General features: G+C 37.6%; 12 protein-coding genes and 1 tRNA gene. 10 read left to right on the top strand and 3 right to left on the bottom strand.

The genetic code is table 11. From position 1 onward, the window contains the following. Positions 1–2: 2 nt before the first annotated feature. The 6 genes from prfA (at position 3) to IGL93_RS09790 (ending at position 5,421) form a co-directional block, all read left to right on the top strand. A complete protein-coding gene (prfA, locus tag IGL93_RS09815) occupies positions 3–1,076 on the top strand; it encodes a peptide chain release factor 1 (protein ID WP_002356619.1) in 1,074 nt (357 codons plus the stop codon). Beyond that, positions 1,069–1,902, top strand: coding sequence for a peptide chain release factor N(5)-glutamine methyltransferase (prmC, locus tag IGL93_RS09810; protein WP_010776026.1), 834 nt, complete (start codon positions 1,069–1,071; stop codon positions 1,900–1,902). Before prfA ends, prmC begins: the two co-directional genes overlap by 8 nt. Before the next feature lie 43 nt (positions 1,903–1,945). Continuing rightward, entirely contained in the window at positions 1,946–2,968 is a 1,023-nt protein-coding gene (locus IGL93_RS09805) for an L-threonylcarbamoyladenylate synthase (RefSeq protein ID WP_002368930.1), read from the top strand. Between the two features lie 75 nt (positions 2,969–3,043). Beyond that, positions 3,044–4,282: a serine hydroxymethyltransferase gene (gene glyA / locus IGL93_RS09800; protein WP_002356623.1), complete on the top strand. Its 1,239-nt coding sequence runs from the start codon at positions 3,044–3,046 to the stop codon at positions 4,280–4,282. A 131-nt stretch (positions 4,283–4,413) separates the two neighbouring features. After that, positions 4,414–5,043, top strand: a complete 630-nt coding sequence (upp, locus tag IGL93_RS09795; RefSeq protein WP_002356624.1) for a uracil phosphoribosyltransferase — start codon at positions 4,414–4,416, stop codon at positions 5,041–5,043. Positions 5,044–5,148: 105 nt separating this feature from the next. Further along, positions 5,149–5,421, top strand: a complete 273-nt coding sequence (locus tag IGL93_RS09790) for a membrane protein (RefSeq protein WP_002356625.1) — start codon at positions 5,149–5,151, stop codon at positions 5,419–5,421. 73 nt (positions 5,422–5,494) lie between these two features. Here the strand turns inward: IGL93_RS09790 and IGL93_RS09785 are convergent, their stop codons facing one another. Then, positions 5,495–5,731 (bottom strand): hypothetical protein, encoded by a 237-nt coding sequence (locus tag IGL93_RS09785; protein ID WP_002381528.1) that lies wholly within the window; start codon positions 5,729–5,731, stop codon positions 5,495–5,497. 158 nt (positions 5,732–5,889) lie between these two features. Here IGL93_RS09785 and IGL93_RS09780 point away from each other — a divergent pair. Continuing rightward, positions 5,890–5,962: transfer RNA gene (locus IGL93_RS09780), tRNA-Thr, on the top strand. A gap of 49 nt (positions 5,963–6,011) precedes the next feature. Here IGL93_RS09780 and IGL93_RS09775 read toward each other — a convergent pair. Then, entirely contained in the window at positions 6,012–6,338 is a 327-nt protein-coding gene (locus tag IGL93_RS09775) for an AzlD domain-containing protein (RefSeq protein WP_002362235.1), read from the bottom strand. Continuing rightward, positions 6,325–7,032 carry an AzlC family ABC transporter permease gene (locus IGL93_RS09770; protein WP_002356628.1) on the bottom strand — a complete coding sequence of 236 codons (708 nt, stop codon included), beginning with the start codon at positions 7,030–7,032 and terminating at the stop codon, positions 6,325–6,327. The genes IGL93_RS09775 and IGL93_RS09770 overlap by 14 nt, the downstream gene beginning before the upstream one ends. Before the next feature lie 213 nt (positions 7,033–7,245). Here IGL93_RS09770 and IGL93_RS09765 point away from each other — a divergent pair, with 213 nt between their 5' ends. The 3 genes from IGL93_RS09765 (at position 7,246) to IGL93_RS09755 (ending at position 14,153) form a co-directional block, all read left to right on the top strand. Further along, positions 7,246–7,797 (top strand): helix-turn-helix domain-containing protein, encoded by a 552-nt coding sequence (locus IGL93_RS09765; protein WP_002362234.1) that lies wholly within the window; start codon positions 7,246–7,248, stop codon positions 7,795–7,797. A gap of 112 nt (positions 7,798–7,909) precedes the next feature. Continuing rightward, a complete protein-coding gene (locus tag IGL93_RS09760; RefSeq protein ID WP_010713183.1) occupies positions 7,910–9,241 on the top strand; it encodes a hypothetical protein in 1,332 nt (443 codons plus the stop codon). 175 nt (positions 9,242–9,416) lie between these two features. Beyond that, positions 9,417–14,153 carry a bacterial Ig-like domain-containing protein gene (locus tag IGL93_RS09755; protein ID WP_104662332.1) on the top strand — a complete coding sequence of 1,579 codons (4,737 nt, stop codon included), beginning with the start codon at positions 9,417–9,419 and terminating at the stop codon, positions 14,151–14,153. Positions 14,154–14,215 lie beyond the last annotated feature (62 nt).

Genomic DNA, 14,215 nt, shown 5'->3' with positions numbered 1-14,215 from the left:
CTATGTACGATCAATTACAATCTATTGAAGATCGCTATGAGGAATTGGGCGAATTATTAAGTGACCCAGCAGTCATTAGCGATACAAAACGTTTCATGGAATTATCGAAGGAAGAAGCTAATACACGTGAGACGGTTGAGGTTTATCGCCGATATAAACAAGTTGTTGAAGGGATTAGCGATGCCGAAGAACTTTTAAGTGAAAACTTAGATGCGGAAATGGCCGAAATGGCGAAAGAAGAACTTTCTGATTTGAAAAAAGAAAAAGAAGTGTTAGAAGACCGCATTAAAATTTTATTATTACCAAAAGACCCAAATGATGATAAAAATATCATCATGGAAATCCGTGGTGCAGCCGGTGGCGATGAAGCCGCACTTTTTGCTGGCGACTTATTTAATATGTACCAAAAATATGCAGAAGCACAAGGGTGGAAAGCGGAAGTTTTAGAAGCGAACGTCACTGGAATCGGTGGATATAAAGAAGTAATTATGATGATTTCAGGAGATAACGTCTTTTCAAAATTAAAATATGAAAGTGGCGCTCACCGCGTGCAACGAGTTCCTTCAACAGAATCACAAGGACGGATTCATACATCGACAGCAACCGTTGTAGTTATGCCGGAAGCGGAAGAAGTCGAAATCGAATTAGCTGATAAAGATATCCGTGTCGATATTTATCATGCAAGTGGCGCTGGTGGACAGCACGTCAATAAAACCGCTTCGGCTGTTCGATTAACCCATTTACCAACAGGAATCGTAGTCGCAATGCAAGATGAACGTTCACAGCTAAAAAACCGTGAAAAAGCAATGAAAGTTTTGCGTGCTCGTGTGTATGACCAAATTCAACAAGAAGCACAAAGTGAATATGATGCTAACCGTAAATCGGCGGTGGGGACTGGAGATCGTTCAGAACGAATCAGAACGTATAACTTCCCACAAAATCGAGTAACGGATCATCGTATTGGTTTAACCATCCAAAAACTAGACCAGATTCTTGCTGGCAAATTAGATGAAATCATTGATGCATTAGTCTTATATGATCAAACATCGAAATTAGAAGAGATGCAAAATGGCTAAACGTTACTTTGAAGTCCTTAACTGGGCTTCTTCTTTTTTAGAGGCGCAAGGCAAAGAAGGCTATGCTATTCACTATGTTTTTTTAGAACGTAAAGGTTGGGATAAAACGCAGTGGCTCCTGCATATGCAAGAAGAAATGCCCAAAGAAGAAGAGGAACAATTAAAAACGGATTTAGCCCAATTATTGACAGATTACCCAGCACAATATTTACTAGGACAAGCTGAATTTTATGGACATTCCTTTATTGTTAATGAACATACTTTGATTCCTAGACCAGAAACAGAAGAATTAGTCGAGCGTTGCTTAAAAGCCAATCCAGATACTCCTTTGACGGTCGTGGATGTCGGAACAGGGACAGGTGCCATTGCGATTAGCTTGAAACTGGCACGGCCCAACTGGCGAGTTATTGCCATTGATCTTTCAGAGAAAGCGTTGACTGTCGCTAAACAAAACGCGCAAGCATTAGGTGCTGGCATCGAATTTTATCATGGGAATGGCTTACAGCCAGTTGCTTCTGAAAAAATTGATCTGCTTATTTCTAATCCGCCCTATATTAGTGAACAAGAATGGCATTTAATGGATGCAAGTGTCCGAACGTATGAACCTAAAACCGCTTTATTCGCTGAAAATAACGGTTTGGCTTTATACCAACAATTAATTCATGAAAGTCAAACGATGCTTAAAGCAGACGGTAAAATTTATTTTGAAATAGGGTTTCAACAAGGCGCGACCCTCCAAGAATTATTGAGCGCCGCCTATCCACAAAAAACAATTAAAATTGAAAAAGATTTATCTGGCAACGATCGCCTCGCGATAGCCGAGTAACTAAGGTTCTTCGTCGCCACTTTTCTAGAAGGAGCGATTTGCAATGGAAACAAAAAAATTAACCAAACAAGAAATAGCCCAAGCAGCAGCAGCCATTCAAGCAGGCGAGCTAGTGGCTTTTCCAACAGAAACTGTTTATGGCTTAGGTGCCGATGCCTTAAATGAAGCGGCAGTAAAAAAAGTTTACCAAGTAAAAGGCCGCCCCAGTGATAATCCATTGATTGTTCATGTGAACAACGTTGAGATGGTCAAAAAATACGTGGCGACCTTACCAGAAGTCGCTACAAAATTGGTGTCTGCCTTTTGGCCGGGACCATTAACTTTAATTTTTAATGTGCCTAGCGATACATTTTCTAAAACAGTAACAGGTGGTTTAGAGACAGTCGCTTTTCGTATGCCAGATAACCAAGCGACCTTAGCTTTGATTGAACAAGCCAATGTTCCATTGGTCGGACCAAGTGCGAACACTTCTGGCAAGCCTAGTCCAACATCTGCAGAGCATGTTTATCATGATTTGCAGGGGAAAATTGCTGCCATATTAGATGATGGCCCAACGCAGATTGGGGTGGAGTCAACGGTCTTAGATTTAACGGCGGAAGATGGTGTGCCAGTTATTTTACGACCAGGAGCAATTACCAAAGAGCAGTTGGAAAGCATTATTTCCCAAGTGAAAATCGATACACATTTAATTAGCGAAAATGCAGCACCCAAAGCGCCAGGGATGAAATACAAACACTATTCTCCTGATGCGGAAGTTTGGATTATAAGCGGTCAAACAGCAGAATGGCAAGCGGCGATTCAGCAAGCAACAGAACAACAGGAAAAAATCGGCTTATTTTTAAGTGATGAACAGGCAGCACAACTAGATACAGAAAATGCGTTTGTTTATTCTTATGGTGCAGAAACGGTTGAAAATGCCACAAAAGAACTATTTGCAGGGTTAAGAGCGTTAGATGAGCAAGGAGCTACCACGATTTTTGCGCAAGGATTTGCAGAAACTGGTTTAGGCACTGCTTACATGAATCGCTTGAAAAAATCAGCTAATCAAAAATTTTTTGAAAAATAAGAGGTATTTGTAACGAAGCTGACACAGAAGTATGATACAATCAGACAAAAGAAAACAAAATGGAGTGTTGTTTGAATGGATTACAAAACGTATGACCCAGATTTATGGAATGCAATTGCAAGAGAAGAAGAGCGCCAAGAAAATAACTTGGAACTAATCGCATCTGAGAATGTTGTGTCAAAAGCAGTTATGGCTGCCCAAGGAAGTATTTTAACGAATAAATACGCAGAAGGTTACCCTGGCAAACGGTACTATGGTGGTTGTGAATTTATCGATATCGTAGAAAATTTAGCTATCGATCGTGCCAAAGAATTATTTGGTGCAAAATTCGCGAATGTACAAGCCCATTCAGGTTCTCAAGCCAATACAGCGGCATACCTTTCATTGGTTGAACCAGGTGATACCATTTTGGGGATGGATTTATCAGCTGGTGGTCACTTAACACATGGTTCGCCCGTTAACTTTAGTGGAAAAACCTATAATTTTGTCAGTTATGGAGTGGATCCTTCAACAGAAGTAATCGATTACGATGTTGTGCGAATTTTAGCAAGAGAACATCGTCCAAAATTAATTGTTGCTGGCGCAAGTGCGTATTCACGAACGATTGATTTCAAACGTTTCCGTGAAATCGCTGATGAAGTAGATGCCAAGTTAATGGTTGATATGGCGCATATTGCAGGCTTGGTAGCTTCAGGGTTGCACCCAAATCCAGTTCCGTATGCTGATATCGTAACAAGTACGACCCATAAAACATTGCGTGGTCCTCGTGGCGGTTTAATTTTGACAAATAGCGAAGAATTGGCGAAAAAAGTAAATAGTAGTATTTTCCCAGGCATTCAAGGTGGCCCATTGGAACATGTGATTGCCGGAAAAGCCGCAGCTTTTAAAGAAGCATTGGATCCAAGTTTTGCTGAATATAGTCAGCAAGTGATTGCAAATGCGCAAGCGATGACGAAAGTTTTCAATCAAGCGCCAGAAGCTCGTTTAATTAGTGGGGCAACAGACAACCACTTATTACTGATTGAAGTGACAGGTTTTGGTTTAAATGGAAAAGAAGCAGAAGCTATTTTAGATAGTGTAAATATTACTGTCAATAAAAATTCAATTCCGTTTGAACAATTAAGTCCATTTAAAACAAGTGGTATCCGTATTGGAACGCCTGCGATTACTTCACGTGGTTTTAAAGAAGAAGATGCGGTAGAAGTTGCTAAATTAATCGTTCAAGTTTTAAAAGATCCAGAAAATACAGCAGTTCATGATGAAGTCAAAGCAGCTGTAGCAGCGCTAACTAAAAAATATCCATTATATAACTAACATCAGGGATAGCTGAAGCGCAATTCTCTGTACAAATAAGAGTCGGAGCTTAGGATTTAAGGAATTCAACTTGTGTCCTAGGCTCTTTTGTTTTACAATAAGAAAGAATAAAATAATGAAGGAGAATAGATATGGGAAAATTTCAAGTAATTGATCATCCGCTAATTCAACACAAACTAACAATGATTCGCGAAAAGAACTGTGGGACAAAGGTTTTCCGCGAAGTTGTCAACGAAATTGCTATGTTAATGGCTTATGAAGTATCACGGGATATGCCTTTAGAGGATGTTGTCATCGAAACACCGATGGGTAAATCAACACAAAAAACACTTTCAGGGAAAAAAGTAGCAATCATTCCTATTTTACGTGCCGGAATTGGCATGGTTGATGGGATTTTAGAATTAATTCCAGCAGCGAAAGTTGGACACGTTGGACTTTACCGTGATGAAGAAACATTGCAACCACATGAATACTTCGTGAAATTACCTGAAGACATTGCAAGTCGTCAATTATTTGTTGTTGACCCAATGCTAGCAACAGGTGGTTCCGCAATTATGGCCATCGATTCCTTAAAAGAACGTGGTGCTAGCAACATTAAATTTGTATGTCTAGTGGCCGTTCCAGAAGGTGTGAAAGCTTTACAAGAAGCGCACCCAGATGTAGATATTTATACAGCAGCTTTAGATGAGCGCTTAAACGAAGACGGCTATATCGTTCCTGGTTTAGGGGATGCTGGTGACCGTTTATTCGGAACAAAATAATAACAAAAAACCGTTAGGTAACCGATTATGGTTACTAACGGTTTTCTTTTGCTTAAAGAACTTTTCTAGGTGTATAATAAAAAATAAAAAAACAAAGGAGTAGCTATGAAAAAGAATAAAAAAGTCTTACACGCTATCGCTGTGATTGCTAGTGTGATGTCAGTTTTGATGTATGTTTCATATATTCCACAAATTTATGGAAATTTACATGGGGAAAAAGGCAATCCGACGCAACCATTAGTGGCAATGATTAATTGTATTTTTTGGACGATTCATGGGTTATATGGAGACGATGGAGAAACACGTGATAAGTCCATTATTTTTGCTAATGTTCCTGGAATTATTTTTGGTTTTTTTGCGTTTATTACAGCATTATAGTTTCCGACGAATTGGAAAGTATTCCAATTCTGTACATAAAAAAGAGCGGGGGAAATTTCCCACGCTTGAAGAATTAAATCTTTTTCAATTGTTTGTAATTAATAACAATCACACCATTGCTGTGCACCATTAAGTGATTGTTTTTTTGCGTTTCGTCAATTTCGACGACAGCGGCATTTTTTAATTGTTTCGTAACAACGCCTGTTTGTGGCTGTCCGTGAACAAGAAAAGTAACATGGGTGTCAACGGCGAAATCCTTACCAGCATCCGATGGAACAACAGGAGTAACCATACCATTAAAATTTGACATACAAAAAACCATCCTTTCTTGATATCTCTATTATACCACATTTTCAGAAAAAAGTTTGTAAAGTCGCTATTTGGCTTATTTTAAAGAGATTTTGCATAAATAAATAACAAACAGACTTTACAAATAAAGTAGAAAGTCCTATAATAGATTTGTTTCAGGCCAGCTTAGCTCAGTTGGTAGAGCAACGCACTCGTAACGCGTAGGTCACAGGTTCGATCCCTGCAGCTGGCATCTAAAAAAACAGACAGGCACTACCATCTGGTAGTGCCTGTCTGTTTTTTTAGATAAAATTTTGGATTAGTGCAAATGAAGCAATGCCTACCAGTACAATAAGCAATAAGTTTTTAGTAAGTATTGCGGCTAAAATGGTAGGAAATGAAGCGAATAAATAAGGAAGATTGAGGCTTGGTAAATGCCCAATTCTTTGTTCAAATAAGCTACTAAACCATAAGGCGGACATAATCACAATGGGAACAAAACTTAGATATTCTAATAATTTCTGTGGCAGACTGATTTTTTTTAAAAGTAAAAATGGCAGTATTCTTGAAAGCCAGGTTGCAACGGTACAGCCTAAAATTGTTAAAAAGAGATACTCAGAAGAAGGCATGTTTTATCATCACTCCTATTCCACAACCGATTAACGTGACAACTAAGACAATTAAATTACTGGGAATAAAAATTAGACCAATAGACATCAACCCAAAAGTAATCAGGACCATGATGAGTTGTAAAGCGATTTTCATGGAACGATCACTAATTATCTGCAGATAAAGTAAACCAATGAACATAGCCACGACCGCAAACTCAAGACCTAATGCTTGAGGGTTTGCAATAAAGCGCCCTAGATAGGCACCGATGATCGTTGAAAAAACCCAAGTCGCATAGGAAATCAAATTGGCAGCATTAAACCACTCAAAACTTAAACGTCCTTTGGTATGGTTTAATTTATTCATTCCTAGTGCAAAACTTTCATCCGTCAGTAAGGTTCCCAACCAGAGATTTTTACCGAGAGATTCGGCTTTAAAGTAAGGCGCAATGGTCATTCCCATAAGAATCATACGCGCATTTACTAAGAAAGTCGCTAACACAATAGATAAGATAGGGCTGCCGCCAGTCAACATACTAACTGTTACAAACTGAGCAGATCCTGCAAAAATAAAAAACGACATCGCACTAACAATCAGAGGGGAAAAACCTGCTGCTTGTCCTACGATACCAAAAGCAATCCCAATACCAATATAGCCAAAAACCGTTGGCAAGGCTTCACGAATGCCAGTGCGTGCATCTAATTGGTGGTTCATTCTCTTTTTTTCCTTCTTTCTGTATAAAATTTAAACACGTGTGTATGAAAATCTAGACCTTCGATAATAAGACACAACGAGCGAATGAGCGTTTTCATTATTAACCACTCCTTTTGAACAACTAAGATATATATTGTATAATACAATAAAGAATACTTTTGTTCAATATATTAAACTTTTAGATAATAAAAAGAAACAGAAGGAGCAACTATTTTGGAGATTAATACAATCATTGGCAATAATTTAAAAAAAATTAGACAAGAAAAAAAACTTACGTTAGATGAACTAGCTGGGATAACCGGAGTGAGTAAAGGGATGCTTTCGCAGATTGAAAAAGGAACCACCAATCCTACCATAAATACAATTTGGAAAATAAGTAATGGACTCAATGTTCCATATACGTATTTATTAGAAGATGACTATGTTAAAGAAAATCCCGTGGTTAAAAAAACTGAGACGGTAACACAACATTCTGAAGATCACTCCTATCGAGTCTTTAATTACTACTCAGACAACCAGGAAAGAAACTTTGAACTCTTTCAGTTTGAATTAGATCCAGGGAAAAAGTATCAAGCTGTTGGGCATTCAAAACGTTCGACAGAATATGTCATGGTTATTCAAGGAGCATTAGCTCTTGAAGTGGGCGGTCAGAGATACCTTCTTCCAAAAGACGCCGCTATGTATTTTGATGCTAATCAAGTACACACGTATATAAATGATGGAACAGAGAAAGTCCAAGCTGTCGTCATTAACTATTATACGTAACAGTGGAAAATAAACATTAGGAAATTGCTACATCTGTTATTTTATGGACAAAAAAAGTAAACAATGCTACCCTAAAAATAATAGAAAATGAAAGATAAAAGAAGAGGTCAAAATGAATAAAAAAATTGAAAGTCTTGGTAATACAGCATTAAGTTTACTAAGTAATACGATTATTGTTGTGCCTTATTTACTTTACATTCAATTGAGTGATGGACACAACCTTTTAACAATTTTACCATTTGTCTTATTTTATACATTGCGTATGACAGGCATTTTTCTGGTTCGAGGAATTAATTTGTCTTTAACTAGTCTAGGTCTACTAAAGATTTCTCTATTGTTAGGCTTGGCAGGCTCCTTAATTGGGATCGCCGGCGCTTTTTCTTTCCCGCTTTATAGTATTTCAGGAATGTTGTTAGGACTTAGTGGGGCATTGTTGCCACCAAGTAATCAATCAATTCGCTTTTTCTTAAAAGAAGAAGGTCAAAAAATCAGTCATAGCAATCTTTTAACGACAGTCTTATTGACCGCTGTTTTATTTGGCGCTTTATTTTTTAAAGCGACTGAGATTGGACTGGCGTTATTGGTGTACGCGCTCTATTTTCTGGTTGCTTTAGTAGCAATCAAGAGCTATCCTGTTTCATTAAACGAGCTAGAAGAAGAATCAGCAGAAGTTTCACGAAAAGAATTAATTCTGTTTGTTATCTTTTTTGTGTTATTACTTTTATTAAGAAGTGGTCGCTTATTAACGAATGCGGTGGAATTTGATTATGCGATTGTTGGCGCCTGCTGTTTCTTTGTGGTGGCTGTCCTTTTCGTTAGTCATTATGGCAAACGGGGCGCATATAAAGTATCATTAGAAATGAATCTTGCGACCTTGATTAACGGGATTGTCGGGAACTATTTATTTTTATTTGGTTCCATTTATGTTGCAGGGGTTTATGGCAGAGCTCATATGGGCATCTATCTCTATTTACCTTATGTTTTAGGGATGATTTTTGCAATGATTGTAGCTAGTAAAACGAAACAATGGTCAAACAACATACCAATGATTGGTCTGGCGGGAAGTTTGGGAATATTACTTCTTACCTCGTGGACTATTTTAGGCCTGTTTCTCTTGAGTTTTTTCAAAAGCACATTGAACAGCTTTTTAGCTAGGCGATATTATCAAGAGACAGATTTGCCTAAAGATAGCCGCATCCTTATCAAATATACAACACAAACAAAAGGGAGTTTATTCCATCAATTTATTTTGATGGCGCTTATGTTAGTCACTGTAGTAGGCAAAGGTGGCACGACACAATTTTTATTAGAATTGACTGGCGGCAAAGGCATTTCAATGCAAACAAGTCAATTTTTAACTTTCATTAAAAATAGTAACTCGCTCTTAGTGTTATTGTTTATTGCAGTTTATTTCGTGGTCGTTTTTCGCCAAAAGAAACGATAATTTACAAATATTCATAAAAAAATACTTGGAAAAACAGTGATTGTGGCTGATTTTCCAAGTATTTTTTTATGAAAAGCTGTTTTTTTTTTTCGAAGATTCAAAAAAAATTAATCAATTGTTTCATTTTTAACAAGCTATTATTAGGTTATATGAATTTTATTGAAAGGGGATTAGTATGAAGAAAAAAACTTTTTCTTTTGTGATGTTGAGTATACTTCTCGCACAAAATTTCGGGTTTGCCGTAAATGCCTATGCTGTAACAACGACAGAAGCACAAACAGAGACCACTGATACAGCAAAAAAAGAGGCAGAGTTATCGAACTCAACACCATCTTTACCTTTAGCAACAACGACTACTTCAGAAATGAATCAACCAACTGCAACAACTGAATCGCAAACCACAGAGGCGAGCACAACAGCTTCCAGTGGTGCTACACCATCTGAACAACAAACAACGGAGGACAAGGACACCTCACTTAATGAAAAAGCCCTACCAGATGTTCAAGCGCCAATTACAGATGAACTACTTGACAGTATGAGTCTTGCGCCGATTGGTGGAACAGAATACAGCCAAACAGAGGTTCACCGCGAATTAAATACAACACCGGTAACCGCTACGTTCCAATTTGCTGTTGGAAACACAGGTTATGCACCTGGATCAGTTTATACAGTTCAATTACCAGAACATTTAGGTTATTCAACTGTTAGCGGAGAAGTGACAGGCATTGGCGCAACTTGGGCAGTCGATGCGGCAACCAAAACATTAAGTATTACGTTTAATCAACGAGTTTCAGATACTTCCTTTAAAGTAGAACTAAAAAGTTATCTAACAACAGAGGCGGAACCATTAATCAAAATTGAAACTCCAGGAAAAAATAAAAAAACCTACTCGTTTGATTTATATGAACAAGTGGAACCAATTCAATATAACGAACGAACCAGAACGACAGGGTTAGATGGCGAAATTTTTTATAATTTAGACCGGACGTTAACTGGCAATCAAACATTAGAATTATTAACAACAGAGACGCCAGACGCTGTCTTTGGAAAACAAGATAACTTGGAACCTCAAGTTTTCAGTTACGATGTCGATATTAATGGTCAAATTTTACCAGAAACGCAAGCCCTGTTAACACCTGGCAAAGATTATACATTAAGCGATAATTCACTCGGGCGGATTGCTGTAACTGTTCCAAACATGAATCAACAAAAAGCCTATTCCTTATCGATTAATCGGACAATTTATTTAGAGAGTGCTTCGGACTATAACTACTTATATTCGCAGCAGTATCCAACCACAAAAATTGGGTCAATTTCTTTGAAAAGTACGACAGGAACTAAACAAACAACCGATTTTACTGCGAAGACGAGTCAAACAAGTAAAGTAATTGCTGATCGTGAAATGCGTAGTATGTCCTATATCAGTTTTCAAAGCAAAGGGAAATATTATGTAACAATTTATGGCACATTAACAGAAACAAAAGTGGGTCAACAAATCGTATTAGAGAGTACAAACGGTCAAGAAATTAAGAATCCTAAATTTACGGCGTATGGTCCTTTATATGAAAATGTAAAATTGGAAGACTATTTTGATATTAAAACTGAAGGTGGCAAGCTCACTTTAACGGCCACAAAAGATAGCTATTTAAGAATAAATATTTCTGATTTAACAATGGATTTTGACAAGAAAGATATCAATCTATCATTAAGTACACCTGTAATTGGTCCCAATAAAGCCATTCAATTAGTATCTGATCAATATATTGAACCAATTAGTGTTGTTAATCCTTTGAATGCTGAAACTGCTTGGGGTAATTATGATCAAAATGGTGCCTATTCATCAAGAACAACTGTCTCAGTTATGGGAAGCAAAGAGACACCGATTCAAAATTTAGAAATTAAAGTAAAGCATCCTAATTATCTTTCATTGCGAGCTACAAAAGAAATTTATTTTTATTACAAGTTAGGAACGGATTATACAGTAACGCCAACGTCAGATGGTTCAGTTATTAAGTTCACTACGCCAATAACCAACGAAATCCAAATTCCAATTGGTTTTAATTATGTGCCCGATAGTTTGCCAAAAGATAAAAGTATCCCAGTCGATACGATACCGATAACAATGAGTGCTGAAGGTTTAACTCCAGTTGATACGACAGTAACTACTAATAGTAAGCGTGGTTCTGAACGAACACTTCAAAGTAGTAAAAATCAATTCCTTGTCAATGCACGAAATGATTCTTTTGACTCACTAAGCGTCCGTACAAAAATTCCAGCTGGCGCCGATGTTCTTTTTGACATTTATGATGTTTCAAACGATCAGGTAGATTCAATTTATCCACAATACTGGGATCGTGGCTATTATTTTGATAAACCAATGTCACCAGACAGTCCTGGATACCCAACGATTACTTTTGACGAAAATACCAATAGTTACACGTTTGATTTTGGAAAAACCAACAAACGTTACATTATTGAGTATAAAAATGCCAATGGCTGGATCGACGTGCCAACTCTTTATATAACAGGGACAGCTAAAGAACCACAATCGAATAATAATGAAGGGTCTGCTACGGTTTCTGTTCAAAATGAAGCGTTAGACATTTTGAGTGCAACACAAGCGGCGAATCCAACATTAAAAAATGTAACAAAAACGACAGTAACAACAAAAAATATTGATAATAAAACACATCGTGTGAAAAATCCAACGATTGAATTAACACCCAAAGGCACAACCAATGCTCAAATCGATTTGAATTCTATTACCGTGAAAGGCGTGCCAGAAGATGCTTATTCATTAGAGAAGACTACAAACGGTGCGAAAATTATTTTTAAAGACTATACATTGACAGAAAACATTACGATTGAATACAATACTGTCTCTGCAAACGCTGGCCAAATCTATACAGAAACAACAATCGACTCTGAAACATTGAACCAGATGTCTGCTAGCAAGAAAAAAGTCGCCACTGCGCCAATCACATTGAAATTCTCAGAAGGTGATGCGGAAGGCATTGTCTATTTAGCAACTGCCACATTCTACACGCATAACGTAGAGGATGAAAACCAAGCAATTGCGAAAGTTTCTTTTGAACTAATTGATAATGTCACGCATACAGCAACCGAATTTACAACAGATGAAAAAGGTCAATACTCCTTTGATGCCATCATGACAGGTGATTATACTTTGCGAGTAACGAATGTACCGCAGGAATATTCCGTGGATGAAGAGTATTTGACAGGAAAAGCTATTAAGCTGGTCAAAGGAGACAATCAACTAAAAATTCCATTAACGAAAACAATTGATCACAGTCGTTTACAAGTCAAAGATTCAACGATTTATGTCGGCGATTCATGGAAACCAGAAGAGAACTTTATCTCAGCAACAGATAAAACAGGTCAAGATGTCCCATTCGAAAAAATCACTGTTTCAGGTCAAGTTGATACTAGCAAAGCAGGCGTTTATCCAATCGTATACAGTTACGAAGGTAAAGAAGAAACAGCCCATGTGACCGTTAAACCCGACCAATCTAAGTTAGAGGTCAAAGATACAACGATTTATGTCGGCGATAAATGGAAACCTGAAGATAATTTCGTTTCAGCAACAGATAAAACAGGTCAAGACGTTCCGTTTGAAAAAATTGATGTTCAGGGAACAGTGAATGTTGATAAAATAGGCGATTATGAAATTGTCTATAAAAATGGCACAAAAGAAGCGAAAGCAATCGTTCATGTCCGTGATGATAGTCGTTTACAAGTCAAAGATTCAACGATTTATGTCGGCGATTCATGGGAACCAGAAGAGAACTTTATCTCAGCAACAGATAAAACAGGCCAAGATGTCCCCTTCGAAAAAATCACTGTTTCAGGTCAAGTTGATACTAGCAAAGCAGGCGTTTATCCAATCGTTTACAGTTACGAAGGTAAAGAAGAAACAGCTAATGTGACCGTCAAACCCGACCAATCTAAGTTAGAGGTCAAAGATACAACAATTTATGTGGGTGATAAATGGGAAGCAGAAGATAACTTCGTTTCCGCGACAGACAAAACAGGTCAAGACGTTCCGTTTGAAAAAATTGATGTTCAGGGAACAGTGAATGTTGATAAAATAGGCGATTATGAAATTGTCTATAAAAATGGCACAAAAGAAGCGAAAGCAATCGTTCATGTCCGTGATGATAGTCGTTTACAAGTCAAGGATACAACGATTTATGTCGGCGATTCATGGAAACCAGAAGAGAACTTTGTTTCAGCAACAGATAAAACAGGTCAAGATGTCCCATTCGAAAAAATCACTGTTTCAGGTCAAGTTGATACTAGCAAAGCAGGCGTTTATCCAATCGTATACAGTTACGAAGGTAAAGAAGAAACAGCCCATGTGACCGTCAAACCCGACCAATCTAAGTTAGAGGTTAAAGATACAACGATTTATGTTGGTGATTCGTGGAAACCAGAAGATAATTTCGTTTCAGCGACAGATCGTGACGGTCATGCTATATCCTTTGATAAAGTTCAAGTGAAAGGGAAAGTTGATACAAAGAAAACAGGAGAGTACCAGATTTCCTATACCACTGAGCCAGTTAATGAAACCAAACCAGCTGTGCAGTCACGACTTTTCTCAATGTTTTCAAACGAGACACCTCGTCAATTGACGACAGTAGCAACTGTTCATGTGATTGATCGTAATCCTACACCACTACCAGATAAAAATGAGAACAACCAGACTAGTTCCTCAACGAATCAAACCACGATAAAAAGTAGTCAGTATGTCACACATATTGTGAAACCTGACAAGCAAGGACGTTATCCAAAAACGGGAGAACAAACTAATGGTCTATATCGTGTGCTAGGACTTGTTGTGTTACTTATTGTGATTATTAGTGGTATAGTCATCAAGAAGAAACGAAAATAATTAAATGAGCGTGGGGCAAAAGTTTAAAGTAACTTTTGTTCCACGCTTAAAAGATGAATAAG

The sequence above is a fragment of the Enterococcus sp. DIV1328a genome (assembly GCF_050536905.1).
Lineage (GTDB): Bacteria > Bacillota > Bacilli > Lactobacillales > Enterococcaceae > Enterococcus > Enterococcus faecalis.
Note: the sequence above shows the minus strand (reverse complement) of the source record. Positions and strands in the feature narration are given on the sequence as shown.